The following is a 15,632-nucleotide window of genomic DNA, read 5'->3' on the forward strand; positions in this document are numbered from 1 at the left end:
TGTCATGATCGAGCGGTCACCGTGTCACTCGATCACGAAGCGCAGCTTGGTGGCATCCTTGCCCTTGCATCGCTCGTTCATGAAGGTGTCGAAGCGCTTGCGCAGATCGTCCGGCGTGGCCGGCGAGCCGCCTTGCAGCAGCGCCTGTTTGATCTCGTCGCCCTTGACCGCGATCTTCTCCAGCCCCGACAGCGCCTCTTGCACGGCGTTGGCAAACTCGGAGGTCATCGGGTCCGGCAGCTTGCGTGAGGCCAGGAAGGCGTCGATCAGTTTCTTGGACGCGGGCGGCAACAGCCCCAGGCTGTCCTGCGTGAACGGGTCTTCCAGGTTCTCCAGCAGGGTCTGCTGCCAGTTGGCCACCAACTGATCCAGGTCGTCGTCCAGCTTGTGCAGGCGGTTGGCCGCCGGGATCAGCTCCAACTGCTCGGCAGACGGGCGGAACTGGCAGTGCGGGCAGACGGCGGCCGTAACCAAGGTCGGCTCATCCAGTGAGGAACAGCTCTTCAGGCCATTCAGGGATTCTTCGAAGGCGGTGAGCTGGCTGGTGGGCATCAGCGACACGCCGGCCAACACACGCAGCGCCAGCAGGCGGTCGTCCTTGCGCAGCGCGTTGCGGGTCTTGTCCTCAGCCACGCCCAGCCGCGCCTTGCTGTGGCTGGCGATGTAGGCGGTGATGTAGTCCTTCTTGAGCTGGTTGAGCGTTTGCCGATATTCGGCGGCGTGCTCGGCTGTGCGGTCCTGGCTCAGCTTTTCCTGCAGTGCCTTGCGGGCGGTTTCGGCCTGCTTCACCCACGGGTGCTCGGCGGGCAACACCATCTCGGCCTGCGAGAGGTAGGACGCCGTGCTGCCCAGCTCGACCACCAGCTCAAGCAGACGCTCGACGGCGGCCAGGATCTCCAGATTCTTCTTCTGACCGTCCAGGTCTTCCTGGGTGACGCGCAGATTCTTGAGCTTGCCGACGGTGTTGTAAGGCGCCAGCGACTCGGTGAACTTCTTCAGCGAATCCAGCCGGGCGTGCCAGTCTTTGGCTTCTTCTTCGCGCAGCATGTTCTGGCCCCAGAAGCCGAGCTTGCCTTGCTGCAGGTCGGAACCGGCCTTGAGCACACGCGGCACCAGGCCGCTGACTTTCTCCTGCAGTTTGATGACCGGCTCGGTGTCGCCCTGGCTGGCCTTCTGGGCCAGGCCGGACGGCAGGTCGAACAATTCGAACAAGGCACGCAGCACCGCGAGGTTGATCTCCTTGGGTGCCTCGACGTGCTTGAACTGTTTGAGTTCCTCCAGCGAGCGTTCTGCCAGTTGCGCCAGCTTGCCGGAATCGATCTTGTCGCCGGTGATCGACAGCACGATGTCGCCGGAATAGACCAGCCCACCCAGCACGGTGACCAGCAGATCGGGTTCCAGCCGGTACTTGATGGGCGCGAAATACTCGACGTCAGACGTGCCCGACAGCAGTTCGCTGCGGTTGAGCACCTGGCCGTGGCCCTTGGCCTTGAGTCGGTTGAGCACTTCCTGCGCGTAGCGGGAGTTGGCCGGATCGACGCGGTCGCCATCGAGCAGCTCCAGCGCATCGAGCACAGCGAGGGCATCCTTGGTGCGAGTACCGCCGGCCAGTGCGCGTAGCGCGTTGCCGATCAGTTGCTTGCGGTTGGCCTCGGTGACCAGCACCGAGAAGGTAGGGTATTCCGGCGAGAGATCGACGAAACGCTGGCCCAGCACCAGACCTGAGATGACGTTCACCACGTCGCGGAAGTTGATGCGTTCGTCCGCACCGAGCCGCGCCCGGTCGCGCAGCGACACGCCCTTGGCCCACTCCTGCAGGTTCTTTTTCTTGCCCTGGTAGGTGACCTCGAACGCGGTCATCTGCTTTTCCTGCAGCCACTTGCTCATGGCGCGCAGGAAATCCTGTGCCTTGGAGAGGTAGATGGCCTTGGCGCCGCCGCTGGCGGTGGAGGCCAGATCGAGCGCCGCCGCGTAGGACGACAGGTGCCGCTTGAGATCATCGTCCAGCCCGGTGAGGCGGAAGAACACCTCGTCCGACAGGTTGTTGTCGGCGAACTTCGGCTTGTCGAAGGGCTGGATGAAGTAGACGTAGAAGTCGCGCTCGGGTTGGGCCGTGGGGCGATCGTTCGGCGCCCCGAAGAACAGGTAGCCCATGCGTTCAACACGGCGCTCCTGCCATTCGAGCTGGTACTGCCAGATCTGGAAGCCGGGGTAGCGCAGGTCGTCGCTGCACTCCATCAGCGCCTTGACGGCGCTGTAGTAGGCGCGGTCAAGTGCGTCGTCTGACAGGGCTTCGGCGCGTTTTTCGATCTGCGCGTCGTAGTCGATGTCCTTCTTGAGGTCGAGGTAGTACTGCTCGGTGTCCGGTGCCTTGGAGATGAACTGGCCGTTGACGGTCTTCAGCACTTCCCGCATCACGGTCTGCACCATCGACAGCAGGTTCTCGGCCGGATCGCCCGGCATGTCCTCCACGCCCGGCTGGAACAGGCACAGAGCGTCGCGCAGCTCGGCGGCGGTGGGCCCGATGGGGATGTGGATGTCGCCACCCGTGGTCAGGCGGTGCACGGCCAGCGCGTTGATGACGCGCAGCGCCATCGGCTTGTAGGCCGGACGCGTGAAGGCTTGCTGGACCCGCGACTCCAATACCTCGGAGACGCGCATCACTTCCTTGATGTTGGGGTCGGCGCGCAAGACCGAGTTGGTCTTGATGGTGTTCCAGAAGCTCTCGTAGCTGATGAACAGCGGCTTGTCGGTGGGCACTTCCTGATCGAGGATGGCCAGCATGGCGGACTCGATGGTCTTGAGCGCGCCACGCTTCTCGGTGAAGTGGATCTGCTCGAAGGTCTTCAGGTAGTCCGGGTGGACCGGGAACAACCGCACGTATTCGTCCATGCGCTCGTTCATGGAGCCGTAGAACTTGGCGAACGGCGTGAGGTATTCGCGGATCTTGTTCTGCTGGTCGGCCGTTTTCTTGAGCAGGCGCGCGGAGACGACGAAGCTGACGTCCTGGCGGTCGATCAGGATCTGCGTGAAGCGCTCGTTGACGCGACGCATGCTGTCGGCAACGTGCTGGAAGCGCACGCTGTCGAAGATGGCTTCCTGCACGCCGGCCACGAAGCGGAACTTCAGGTGCTTGGTGACTTCGCCAATCTGACGCAGGATGGCCAGATCCTGCACCAGTTCGTGGTCGCGACGGGACTGCAGGTACTCCAGGAACTCGTCGACAACGAGCAGCACACCCTGGTCCGGGAATTTCTCCGCGAACGCGGCCATCATCTCCTCGAAGGAGTCCTTGTTATTGAGCTCCTTGTCGGCGGTCGGGAAGGTGTAGTCGACGCCGATCTTTTCGAGGAAACGCTCAAGCTGCAGGGTGATGATCTGGCGCAGCGGCATCTGCAGCCCGCCCACCTCGATGCGCAGCACCTTGAAGCAACCAGCAATCGGGGCAACCGCCTCGGCGACCTTGGGGTGGCGGATCATCGGAGCGTAGGCCGCATCCTCGGCCACCAGCGACAGCACCGACATCAAGTGCGACTTACCGGTGCCGTAGTTGCCGACGATCAGCACGCCCTTGTGATCGACCGAGTCGTCGAAACTGAGCTGGGGAACCATGAGCTTGGAGATCCGCTCGGCCATGTCGTCGGAGATGACGTATGTCGCGACGAGCTTCTTGGCCTCGTCCGGGCGCCCGGCATCGAGCAGCTGAATGACTGACTCGATCTGCTCGAACTGGATCAGATCTCCGTATTTCATGTTCTTGGCCATATGGTTTTCACTTCCCCTGTACGTCAAATTTCTAGAACGACCACGCCGTCACGGCTGTAGTCGCGATGTTCTGGATGGCTCATGTCGGCGTAGATCAGCCGATCACCGCGCAGCTCGCCCGGCCAGACGGCCACGACGCGCTTGGAGTGCGCCAGCCGCTTGACCAGGTCAAGCGGGTTGATTTGCAGGCTGGGCTCGAACAACAACTCCAGGTTGTCAAGCAGCAGCGGGGCTTCAGCACGTTCCTTGTCCGCGATCTCCCGCAGCAGTTCGCCTGCCGAGAAGCCGCGCTTGTTGTTCGGCGTGGCGGCCAAACGGCGCCCCAACTCCAGGCCGACGTTGAGCGGCTCGATGTTGAGCTTGGCGCTGAGTTGGCGCAGCAGTTGGGTCTTGCCACTGCGGCTGGGACCGACCAGCAGGATCAACTTGCTGTTGAGGTCGCCGATTTCGCCGATGAGTCGTTCGAGTTTTGCGAGCATGCTCATCCCCTCAGTCCGACTCGGCTTCGAGCCGTTGTTGATCAGGGGAGCGGTAGCCAGGCGCCAGCACGGCATTTCGCACGCCATAGATGGCCAGGTGGTCCTTCAGCCACAACCGATACTCGTGCCCGCGCAAGCTGTGGTCGGGCGTGCAGTCCACACTCCATTGGCGAAGGATGTAACCGGCGGTGGCTGCCCGCAGCTTCATCCGCAGCACGCCACCCTGCATGCTGTAGTCCATCTCGGTGATCTCCGGCCGGGGTTGATCCGGGTGCGGCACCAGCTCCAGCTCGACGAACCGGGTCCACTGAATGTCCTGATCACTCATCTCGTGGGGAGCCACAGGCTGCCCCTTGAGCACCATCGGGCGCTTGATCCGGGTGATGACGAAATCCCGGAACTCCTGCGACTTCCGGTCGAAGGCGCGGACGTGCCAGCGCAGACCGTTGTCGATCAGCGCGAACGGGACGATCTCCCGCTCGGTGCGGCCACTGGAGATGGAGTTGTACTCGATGCCGAGCGGACACTCTTGGTGGATCGCCCGGGTCACGCTCGCCAGCACATCCAGATCCGGATGCGTGAGCCGTGACGGGCTCTCGCTGGCCACCCACGCCTTTAGCCGCATCGGCTCGCCGTCGCCAAAGCCCCGGGTCAGCCACGACAGCACCCGCTCCGGGGGGAAGTCGAAGACTGGCCGAAAGTCCGGCCCCAGGACGTAGGACTTGCCCTTGGAGTCGTAATCGATGTTGCCCGGGGCTAACTCCTTGTACAGCGCCAGATCCCTGGATGCGGCGGCGGACTGGATGCCAAACCGCGTGACCAAGTCCTGACGGCGTATCTCCCCGATGAAGCGCACGCGCAACTCCACAAACGCGAGCCGGTCGCGTTGTGGCTGGGTTAGATCTGTAAGCTGTTCGGTTGGCATCCTATTCGGCTCACGCGGGTTAGGTAGAATGTGTGCGGATTGTTGCGAAGAGTATATGATGTACTTTAGAATGTGTCCATTGGTGTTCAATGTTCACATCGTGCGTCGCATAATGATAATCATTGCGACAATCGGGACTTCAAGAACGGCGCTAGTGGCATGCGCCTTCCTCCATCTGCATCTATGAGTGACGTTCATCGACTATGGCCAATCTTTACGTCTGGGTTGACGACAGGAACCGTGAACGTGTTTCGCGCACGGTAGGAGATCTGGCGCGCCGACATCCTCAGTTCCGGGATTTCCTGAGCGGGGGCGATAGCATCGAAGGTGTCTTGAATCTGCTGTTCCCACACGGGATGCCGATGGAGTACCACGGGGCGAACCTCAGCATCGAGAACCGCCCTGACGATAACTTGAACCTTGCTCTTCGCCCGGTCATCAACCCGGAGCAGCCCTGGCCGTTTCCCAGGGGATGTTCGTTGGCGGTAAGGGGCTTCTGGCCGACTCGCGTTCCCAGCCCTGTGTTCATGGTTCAGGACTTGTTTGAAGTCGCTGATGCGCCTGGGCACAGCTACGAGCGCAGCCTTTCGGTGGTGGTGTATCAGGACAACCCGCAGCTGCCACGAATCCAACGCAACAACAATGCCTTGACTCGCGAGTTGGCATTCGAGCTACCTCCCATTTCAATCACCACCCGGGAGAAATTGGTCGATTGGACCGAATTCCTGAAATGGAAGCGCAAGCTCGTGTCGGAGAAAACCCGTGGGTTGAGGTTTATTCAGCGCGAGTGGCAAGAGGACAGGATCGTCTTCAGCGTGATTGGCGAGAGCGAGCAGTCCCTGCGTGAAGTTCATCGGTCGCTCTCACGACAAGACGTGATGGCATTTGACCTTAATGTGTCTGTCGATCCCTGGACCTTTCGAATCAGCGATCGGGAAGGGGCTAAGCGTGCTCCGAGAGGTTTTGAACTCGGCCAACCTGAGGCGATGGCGAAGATCGCTCCACACAAGGACAAGATTAAGGACTGCGAATGGAATGAGCCACACCTCGCTGAAGTCGTGGTTGCTCTCTCTGAAGACGATCAGAATCAGCTAACAGTTGCGGAAGACTTGGCGAACATTCGCCAGATGATCCTCTCCAGAATCCCTGAGCAAGGGTTCTTGTCCGTATCAGCTGCGGGTGATCTTGCTTTGATTCGGCGCCATGAGATGGCGATCAAGCGCTTGCAAGATCAGGGAGGCTATGCCCCTTACCTCTCCTCCTACCTGTTTGATGCCCGACAAGCTAAGAAGCCTTCAGCCAAAGAATCGATCACGCACTGGTTCCGAGATGATCTGAACCCATTCCAGAAAGAGGCAGTCGAGAAGATCTTGACCGCGCCTGACCTTTGCCTGATTCAAGGGCCGCCGGGAACTGGTAAGACAACCGTGATCGCCGAAGCCATCATGCAATTGGCCCGTCGCGGTGAGCGCGTACTGCTGGCCAGTCAAGCCCACACGGCCGTTGACAACGCACTAGAACGGCTCGGCAAACATCCTGATTTGCGAGTCATTCGTTTGGCGCGCGACCTGGATAAAGTCTCTGGTGATGGAAAGTCCTTTGTCCAGCAAGCGGCTTTGTCCCGGTATTACTCATCCCTGGCGGAGCATGCGAGCGACCGATTCTTGAAGCCTTGGCGTGAAACCGCCGATCGGATGAGCCAGCTTCAGTCCTGGCTGAACAGAGCCGAGTATGTGCGCCGCGACATTGTCGAAGCACAAAGAGGTATTGCTCTATACGAGCAAGGTCGTGTCCGGGCAAAGCTTGAGAGAGACTTGGCCTGGCAGAGGCTGCAGGAGCAGGCACAGAAGCACGAGGACGCGAAACGAAAGCGGAACCGCCTTTCGACCCTAAGGGAATTCTTGGTGACAGGTGACGATGATGTTGCAGATGGCTGCCCGCTGCCTGAACCACTGTCATCAGAGCTAGCTTCCAGCCTCTTCGGGTTGACGATAGCGCGAACAAAGCTCCCGGTCTCGAAGGCCGATTGGGACGCCGTGCCACAACAACGTCCTCAAATGCTTGCAGGACTGGTGAGGTGTTGGCGCAAGTTGAGGACACGTGAACAGGAGCTGGAGAAGGATGTGGCTCGCTTGTATGCGGCGGGGCCACGATCTCTACAGAGTCCTGATGTGGCTATTCGCATTGCGGAACTGGAGGCCGAAGAAAAGGCCCTGGCTGAGCGGGTTGACGATGACGATAGCTTGGTCTCGGCCTGGAGAGCCAAGCGTCAGGAGATCAAGCAACTTCGAAACAGTTCTGCCGGTGGGCTGAGTGCCGATCTGTACAGCGATCTCTTCGTGGACGCTGATCGCTGGTGTGCGGCCATCGACAACGCAGAACAGGTCGGCGCAGAGCTTGCCGATCGTTTGGCCACATTGCGTACCAGCAATGCGGCCATTGATCAGGCTTTGGAACGACTGATTGCAGAGGTGCACAGGCTCATTGATCTCTGTGAGGTTCCTGAAATCGATGAATCTGAGTGGCGGCAGCGCGAACTGGAGCTCGAGCAGCACATCAGGACAGAGCCGAGGGTAAATCAGTCCCTGACAAGTTCTCTTGCCCGTGCATCAGAGCTTCTTCTTGCGCAGGCAGCAGAAAACTCTGCAAACGACAAACCAGTTGATGTCGCTGCCTTGCTCAGCCAAGAAATCTTGGTTCGTCAAGGCGAAGTCCGCACGCTGGAGGAACAAATACAAAATCAGAAGGATGAGCAGTATGTGTGGGGGCAACTGATCCAGGACTGGGTGAATGATCTTCGCAGGCCTGCTTCAGCCCAGTCTGATTGGGAGCACTTCAAAGAAGTCTATGTGCCGCAGTGCAACGTCGTCGCCATCACATGCAATGAACGTGAACAAACGCTCGAAGACTCTGGTCAGGTAAGTTTTGACGTTGCGATCATCGATGAAGTCAGCAAGGCGACTCCTCTGGAGATGCTGCTGCCCCTAATGCGTGCGCGGCGCTCGATCCTGGTGGGTGACCACCGTCAGCTTCCGCCACTGTTTCAGGAGGGGGCAGATGCCCAGACATTCAGCGACGTGGTTGAAGAGGCGGAGCAAGACGAGCAAGAGAGTCGAACGGCTTTGACCCGGCAAAATCTGCACCGATTCGAAAAGATGGTTACGGCATCCTTGTTCAAGTCGCACTTTGAAGCGGCAGACGATGCGATCCGCGCACGCCTCGAGGTTCAGTTCCGTATGCATCCGCAGATCATGACAATGGTGAACCATTTCTATGAGCGCCGCCTGACCTGCGGGCTAGCGTTCCCAAATTACGATCGAAATCACGGGCTGGTGCTGGTAGACGCGGATGGGAAGACCATCATCAAGCCCGCGCTTGACGGCGAGGGCAATCGAATTCCCAAAAACATCAGTTTGCCGTCGTCAGAAATTCCTCGTGAAGAAAAAGAGAAAGTCGTTCACGAGGGTGACCACGTCCTGTGGGTGGATACATCTCGCAATTTGGAAGGGCAGATCCACAAGGAGGACATGGACGCAGCGGGTAAACCTGCGCGTAGCAACCGCCTCGAAGCACAGTTGATTGCCCACACATTGCTTCAGCTCGACAAGCAGAGCGCCCTTCTTGGATATTCACCTCAAAAGCGGCGTCAAGTCGGCGTGGTTTCCTTCTACGCGCGTCAATGTAGGTTAATCCGCGAGGCGATCCGTGCGGTTAAACCTTCCGGGCGATTCGAATGTCTGGATGTAGAGGTCAACACCGTAATACGGTATCAGGGCAAGGAGAAACCAATCATTCTGGTTAGTCTGGTCCGCAATGACGGAATCGACACCAGAAGTCAGGGTATGGCAAGGCGCAGGTCTAGTCGTGCGAATGTCGCACGATACGAGTTCATCAACGTGGCCTTCTCTCGAGCGCAGGAGCTACTGATTGTTTTTGGTGCAAGAAGTATGTACGAGTCATATGAGGTAACGCTGCCGCATATGGATCGAGAGGGCTCAACGACACGCACGGTTTACAAGGACATTCTCGATCAGCTGGATAGAGACGCCCGTCTGATTCCGGCGAGCCGACTCATGCGAAACGACAACCCCGGTCAGCGCAAGTTCTCGCCGCGACCCAGCAACGGCAATCGAGGTAATCAGCGATGAAGTTGGGATCTTTCTCTGTCGGCATGCCGCTCTACGAAGTGGAGTCGGAGGTGACGTACCAGACCGTGCGCACGCCGACAGTATTTGAGCGGACGGTAATGAAGCTATGCGGTAGCTATCGGGCGACCCCGGGGCTCGCTGACATGACGCTGTCTCAAATATTTGAGCATCAACTTGGCGTGGCTTCGGCCAATGAACTGGTCGGGCCAAGCGTTGAAAATCTGATCTACATGGGCGTCTTGAGCGGCCCAACATCGCAAGATTATATGGATCTTCGGCTCGCAGAGCTTGCGCTTACCGCCGATGGCGTGACATTTCTCGAGCGAGATCGGTTGCCTAGCCGGTCTCAGCAAACGACCGTATCACACTTGTATTTTCCGCTTTCCAATTCGATCAAGCCTCATCGAAGTGAAAATCGGCTAACAAGATCACCTAGCCGTCCGTTCATCGCAGGTGCAGTGCTTGAGCCTTCCGATTGCTCCGCGTTGGTTCGGGAGTCTGTCGAAAAAGAGCGGCATGCTTGGAGAACCCCGAATACTGAGATTCACTCCGTTCAACCCAAAGTTGTCGGAGTTGTTTGGGAGCAGCATCAAGTCACGCTGGAGTGTGATGAGTCAGGCGTACTTGCTGTCAGCGCGAAGGGGGCTCCTGACTTCCAGCGATGGCTGGCAGCAGCAAATCCCGAAGTGATCTGGGAACACGTTCTAGAGCCAATCCTCGCCAGTGAGGCAGCATCCGATTGGCCAGCGCTCAGTGAAGCAAGCGTTCGCAGTGCTGTTGCGATTGCTCTGCAGGGCGCAGACTCTCCAGTTGATCGTAACAAGGCGACCCCATCGAGGGCAGCGCTGCGCGTATTGGTTGATGAGGATCAGCTGGAAAATCACATTGGCGAAGACATCGTTCTGCTGAAAAATGACGGTCATGTCTTCCAGCGGTTGACCGCGCTGTTCAGAGGTGCTGATCACGCCCTTCGTCGGCTGCCATCTCAAAAGGGAACGATCTGGCTTGAAATGGCTCCGCCATCGGATCTGCCAACAGGATTTGACGGATTGGTGCTTCGCAAAGACGATCACGCACCAGAGGTGCGAATGACTGGATCGTCGCGAGTCTTTTGGGCGGGCCAGGAGCGTCGAGCAGTGCTCACGCTGACCGCCGAGAAAGGTTCCAGCGCGCGCGTTTGGCAAACTGTGCAGACCGAGTTGAGTGCCGCCCTGAGTTCGGCACAGCCTGCTGACGTCTATGCGATCGCTTCGCTGTGGGAAGCGCCACAGGAAACCATTCTGCGCTGGCGATCGCGAGTCGAGGCATTGCCTATCGGCGAGTTGCTCACAGACGCCTCTGGCTTCATCACCACGCTGGAGCGATTTTCATCCGATGCTGGGGATGGTTGGCGAGCAGGCTGGTATAGCGCCTTGGCGGATCGCCTGATGTCGGCGATCGAGCGCTTGGCTGATGGCGTTGATCTCGCCGAGGTGTTGGCCTATTTCGCCGGAGTCGAACGGCTGATGCCAAATCAGTCGGATGAGATCAAGTCTGCTCTTTTGAAGCACTGCCACCCGATCTCTGATACCGAGTCGCTGGATTCGCTCCGCAGAGCTGTCGGGCCATCACTATCCCTGCCTGATGCCGTGATTGGCGATGCGCTTCTGCAGACCTGGGTCGCCCAAGTCCTGGCCGATTCCAGTTTGGCCCTTCATGGCCCCCATTCGTATTCACAACCACTGACGGCGATTAGGTCCGCTCATCAAGCGGTGCTGCGCGATGTTGGCCTGAAATCCCTTCAGGATGCCTCCAAGGGAAGCCTTAGCCTTCAAGGCGTGAAGACTTCTGCTCTGGCCAGCGTCACAAAGTGGCAGGAGGCTTGCAAGAATGTTCTTAATATGCGGAGCTCACTCACGGGCGACACACTTTTGCCGATTCATCAATTTGATGGGTTGGTCGGTTCATGGCGCGAACTGGCAGTGCAGAAACTTGCGTACCCGACAACGCCCGGCCAAAGACTAATCGTGCTTGATACCAATGCCTTGATGTTGGCCCCCGATCTGCTCACTACCATGCGTCGAAACGACATTCCTGTTGTTGCCCGACGCGTGCTTGAAGAACTGGACGGAATCAAGGAATCCTCCGAAGAGGAAAGAGCCCAGAAGGCTCGGGCCGCAATTCGTTCTTTGGAGCGTGCCGGGCAAGCCATCCGCTACGAGTCTGAGGTGCTGGATCTTTTGCCGCCAGACTGGGAGCCAACAGCAGACAATCGAATCTTGTCGGTGGCGCTCTATCTCCGGCTGAGTGACGTCATCGTGGTGACCGGCGACAGAAACTTCAGAAACAAGGCGCGTGCAGAGAACATCACTGCCATGCTGCCGGAAGAGTACAGGGGTGGAAGTCCAAATCAGACAGGACGTCGCGACGCAGGAGGAAAACGTAAATGAGCAGACATGACGAGGCACGCTATCAGATCGAACGCCAACGGCGTCAGGATCTTTTTAACCAGCGTGTTCGAGAAACGACTCGCACTTACCTCGCACGATATCGCGGCATCCTGGAGGATGTGCAAAGCCAGGGGCTCAACGAATATGTTCAGGCAGAGTTCTCTGAGCTGGAGAGGGAGCTGGCAAGCCTGACTCGCCTTGTCGAGAGCGATCCTGCCGCTGCGCGTGACCGCAGCATTGAGTTGGGGCGACAGGTGCATGCACTGCCACGACATGCACGCGGAATGAGACAGGCATACGTCGAAGCACAACGCCAAGCCGAAGAAGCCGCCAGAGAAGAGGCTCGCCGTAGAGTCGAACAAGAGGCTAAAGCGCGGGACGAGTTGGAAACCGCATGGCAAGACGAGTTGATGCGGTGGGCGGACCCATTGGCCAGGCAATTGGCTTTCAAAGCGCTGTCCGAGGCTCGGGCACGCCTGATGGGGGCGAATAGCCAAACGTCGATCGCTGAGCTGCGAACGGCGATTGGGACGATCAAGGCCGAATACGAGCAGCGATCTCGGCAGATCAGAGAGAAGGAGTCCAAAGCAGCAGAGGAAAGTGCGTCAGTGGATGCGTTGCAATTATGTCGTGAGCAGATCGCGTCCGTCGGTGGTGGAGCTGCAGAGCGCGCTCAAGCATTGGGATCGATGCTCAATTCAACCAGCGCGATGTCGCCCGAAGAGGTTTCTAGGCGACTGGTTGAAATCACCCGAGATCTCGATGCTGTCGTGGTTGACGAGAGTTGCAGGCGGGAGGTTGTTCAGGCCGTATACCGCGCACTGGAGGACGCTGGGTTTGTCACGGAAAAGCCTCGACTCGTTCGCGAAGGTAGCTCCAACGAGGTAGTGATTCGCGGAAAACGCCCCGCTGGTGCCCAGGCAGAGTTCAAGGTTGAGCTCAGTGGAAAGCTGAATTACAAGTTTGATCACTATCACGGCGCTGCGTGCAAAAAGGACATTGATACGGTCCTGCCGCGACTGCAATCAATCTATGGAATACAGCTTTCCACCGAACGCACGATTTGGGAGAACCCGGATGACAAGGACAGCGATGCGAAGCCACAGCCTGGCATGACAAGGGAGAAGTAAATGGCATCTGGACAAACATCTTGGCAAGACGCTTTCCTTCGGGAATGCGGCATTCGGAGAGGGATCATCCTGCACGGCAATGTTGTCGATGTGGTGGCTGATCCAAGCTCGCTTGATCGTTGGCAGAGCGTGCCCGACGCAGTGGACACTATTCTCAAGCAGCGTGGTTATCGTCACGTGATCCGATGGGATCGTGTTGCAGGCGTTTCCGGCGTCGACTCGAGAACCTGGCGAGAGCTGGCGGCATCTGCCGTTGCCACTGCGCCTCCTGCGGCAGGAGAAGACTACGATATGGGCGAACCGCTCGCCCCCAGTCGCCAAGTTCAGGACACGGGTTCACTTGAGGTAACCCCACAGGACTTTCTGTCGGTGGTTTCGCGTTTGATGAAGCAGCCTGGTCCAGATCGCGTTGCGTTCGTTTTGGACTGGTCACATCTCCTGTTTGGACAAGCCAATGCCTTGAGCGAAGCCGAAAGAGGATGGTTGCTGATGATGGGCAAGGCGACCAGGGATGCGCAAATTACGCTCAGCCCAGCCGATGTAGATAGGCCGCAAACACTGATGGTCTTCCTGTGTCAGGGGCTCTCGGTCTTGCCGCCATCGCTCTATCTGAATAACCCGCTGTTCAAAGAAATCAATGTCCCCCTGCCATCTCGTGTCGTGCGGGAGGCCGCCGTGCTTCAGCTTTCTTCTGTACTCAGTGTTGAGCCGCCAGTGCTTCCTAAGAGCCGAGTCCTCGCAGATATTGTCGACTCCCTAGAGGGGCTCACACTTCGCGACATTCACAATCTTGCGAAGCTTTCGCGCCAGCTGCCGAAGATGAGCGCTGAGTCGTTAGTCAGCATGTATCGCTACGGTGAACGCCATAGCCCGTGGGAGCAATTAAACCGGGACAAACTTGGCAAGGCTGTCGAGACACTGAAAGTCCGAGTCAAAGGCCAAGATCAAGCAATCGATGCAGTCAATCAGATCCTAGTTCGGGCATACACCGGATTGTCAGGGCTGCAGCATTCCAGCAAGCAAAGAACACCGAAAGGCGTATTGTTCTTTGTCGGCCCTACTGGCGTGGGCAAGACGGAACTGGCCAAGGCCCTCGCGCAGTTTCTGTTCGGCGATGATGAGGCCTGTCTTCGATTCGATATGTCGGAGTTTAATCACGAGCATGCTGATCAGCGCTTGGTCGGAGCGCCTCCAGGCTACGTTGGCTATGAAGAAGGAGGGCAGCTCACCAATGCAGTCAAGAAGCGCCCATTCTCCTTGCTTCTATTCGACGAGATCGAAAAGGCGCACCCGAGGATTCTTGATAAGTTCCTTCAGATCCTGGAGGACGGAAGACTGACTGACGGCAAGGGGGATACCGTTCTGTTTTCCGACACCGTTATCGTGTTCACGTCGAACATTGGGGCGGCACAGATCGAAGCGGACAACCCGGACGCGCGATCAGCCTTTGTCGAGAGAGTCCGTGCGCACTTTGTGAATGAACTGAAGCGGCCGGAATTGCTTGGCCGTATCGGCGAGGGGAACATCATCCCATTCAACTTTATGGCGGATGACAAGTTTCTCGTCGACATTGCTCGATCAAAGCTCGAGCCACTACGGCACCGCCTCAGCGAAAAATGGGGAGCTTCTGGGCTGCAATTCGTTGACGAGACCAAGGCGCTGCAGTCGATCGTTGGCATGGTCGATCGAAGCAGCGGAGGGCGTGGTGTTCTCAACGCGCTGACAATTTACTTGTTCGACCCACTAGCTCAGTTCCTATTTGATCAGGTCGGCTCGCCAGACAGATCGCAAGGTCGAACCATTAGGGTTGTACAAGCTGGGTCCAAACCGAACTTCGACTTCGAACTGGAGTGACCCGTGTCTTGGTTGAATCTGGCGTCATGGATACCTTGCACGGAAGTTGAGGGGCCTGGAAAACGTGCGGCACTCTGGGTCCAAGGCTGCGATAAGCGTTGTATCGGGTGCTGCAATCCGGGCTACCTGAAGATCATGGAACGCGACATTCTGAGTGCGGAGACCATGATTGAACGCTTGCTCGCGGCACACGATGAGTGGGATCTGGAGGGGGTCACATTCCTTGGTGGCGAACCATTTCTTCAGGCGCAGGGACTTGCTGTGGTAGCCGAGGCGGTATCACGTGCAGGGTTGTCGGTCATGACGTTCACCGGCTACACGCTTCAGGAGCTGAAAGATTTGTCACTCCCTGGCACTCGTGGCTTGTTGGCATGGACCGATGTGCTCGTCGATGGTCCTTACGAAGCCTCGAGCCCAGACCGCTCAAGGAACTGGGTCGGCTCCACAAACCAGCGATTTCACTATCTGACAGACAGGTACAGCGCTTCTATTGAGGGGGCAGATATTCCGGATCGAGAGGTAGAGTGGCGAGTCCGCGATGACGGCCGATTGGTCGTCAACGGCTGGCCTTGCACCATCAGATAGTCTGACATCCAGCCCCAAGTGTCGGCGGCCTGTCGGAATGGACTGCAGGGCGCTGGTGTCGATAAAGATCGGATCGATCTGGGGTAAAGAAGGTAGGAAGTGCGCGGGGGGCTGCGAACTTTCCTCGGACTTCCGTATTCGTATATAATCCTGCCTACGGTGTCCTCGCCGACGAGGCAGGGCGGTTTCCTGAACCGCCCCGCCTTCCGTGGAGGCCATTTGGTTTAAGTCAGGCCGGCGTTTCGGCCTGACTGGCGAGTTGCCGGTAGTAGTTTGCCTCAGCTTCGGCCGGGGGGATGTAGCCGATGGGTTCGAGC

8 protein-coding genes are annotated in these 15,632 nt (G+C 58.2%); 5 read left to right on the forward strand and 3 right to left on the reverse strand.

Features of this window, described 5'->3' with window-relative positions; genetic code table 11:
* Positions 1–24: 24 nt before the first annotated feature.
* From GH681_RS20745 to GH681_RS20755, 3 genes are read right to left on the reverse strand one after another with little or no spacing between them, the layout of a single operon-like run.
* Positions 25–3,753 carry a DUF6079 family protein gene (locus GH681_RS20745; protein WP_153163450.1) on the reverse strand — a complete coding sequence of 1,243 codons (3,729 nt, stop codon included), beginning with the start codon at positions 3,751–3,753 and terminating at the stop codon, positions 25–27.
* A gap of 35 nt (positions 3,754–3,788) precedes the next feature.
* Positions 3,789–4,244: a BREX-3 system P-loop-containing protein BrxF gene (gene brxF, locus GH681_RS20750; RefSeq protein WP_194271303.1), complete on the reverse strand. Its 456-nt coding sequence runs from the start codon at positions 4,242–4,244 to the stop codon at positions 3,789–3,791.
* Between the two features lie 10 nt (positions 4,245–4,254).
* Positions 4,255–5,169 (reverse strand): WYL domain-containing protein, encoded by a 915-nt coding sequence (locus tag GH681_RS20755; RefSeq protein WP_153163452.1) that lies wholly within the window; start codon positions 5,167–5,169, stop codon positions 4,255–4,257.
* A 203-nt stretch (positions 5,170–5,372) separates the two neighbouring features.
* Between GH681_RS20755 and GH681_RS20760 the strand changes: the two genes are divergently transcribed.
* The 5 genes from GH681_RS20760 to GH681_RS20780 are packed head-to-tail and all read left to right on the forward strand — an operon-like array spanning position 5,373 to position 15,315.
* Positions 5,373–9,317, forward strand: coding sequence for an AAA domain-containing protein (locus GH681_RS20760; RefSeq protein ID WP_153163453.1), 3,945 nt, complete (start codon positions 5,373–5,375; stop codon positions 9,315–9,317).
* Positions 9,318–9,340: 23 nt separating this feature from the next.
* Entirely contained in the window at positions 9,341–11,746 is a 2,406-nt protein-coding gene (locus GH681_RS20765) for a PIN domain-containing protein (RefSeq protein WP_194271304.1), read from the forward strand.
* Positions 11,743–12,876 (forward strand): hypothetical protein, encoded by a 1,134-nt coding sequence (locus GH681_RS20770; RefSeq protein WP_153163455.1) that lies wholly within the window; start codon positions 11,743–11,745, stop codon positions 12,874–12,876. The genes GH681_RS20765 and GH681_RS20770 overlap by 4 nt, the downstream gene beginning before the upstream one ends.
* Positions 12,877–14,730 (forward strand): AAA family ATPase, encoded by a 1,854-nt coding sequence (locus tag GH681_RS20775; protein WP_153163456.1) that lies wholly within the window; start codon positions 12,877–12,879, stop codon positions 14,728–14,730. It begins immediately after the preceding gene.
* Between the two features lie 3 nt (positions 14,731–14,733).
* Positions 14,734–15,315, forward strand: a complete 582-nt coding sequence (locus tag GH681_RS20780; RefSeq protein WP_153163457.1) for a 4Fe-4S single cluster domain-containing protein — start codon at positions 14,734–14,736, stop codon at positions 15,313–15,315.
* The last annotated feature ends 317 nt before the right edge of the window (positions 15,316–15,632 follow it).

The organism is Zoogloea sp. 1C4, from assembly GCF_009469605.1.
GTDB classification, from domain to species: domain Bacteria; phylum Pseudomonadota; class Gammaproteobacteria; order Burkholderiales; family Rhodocyclaceae; genus Zoogloea; species Zoogloea oryzae.

Excerpts from the sequence above, each read along its gene's own strand:
- GH681_RS20745 (WP_153163450.1), bottom strand. The coding sequence starts at position 3,753 with ATGAAATACGGAGATCTGATCCAGTTCGAGCAGATCGAGTCAGTCATT.
- brxF (WP_194271303.1), bottom strand. The coding sequence starts at position 4,244 with ATGCTCGCAAAACTCGAACGACTCATCGGCGAAATCGGCGACCTCAAC.
- GH681_RS20755 (WP_153163452.1), bottom strand. The coding sequence starts at position 5,169 with ATGCCAACCGAACAGCTTACAGATCTAACCCAGCCACAACGCGACCGG.
- GH681_RS20760 (WP_153163453.1), top strand. The coding sequence starts at position 5,373 with ATGGCCAATCTTTACGTCTGGGTTGACGACAGGAACCGTGAACGTGTT.
- GH681_RS20765 (WP_194271304.1), top strand. The coding sequence starts at position 9,341 with ATGCCGCTCTACGAAGTGGAGTCGGAGGTGACGTACCAGACCGTGCGC.
- GH681_RS20770 (WP_153163455.1), top strand. The coding sequence starts at position 11,743 with ATGAGCAGACATGACGAGGCACGCTATCAGATCGAACGCCAACGGCGT.
- GH681_RS20775 (WP_153163456.1), top strand. The coding sequence starts at position 12,877 with ATGGCATCTGGACAAACATCTTGGCAAGACGCTTTCCTTCGGGAATGC.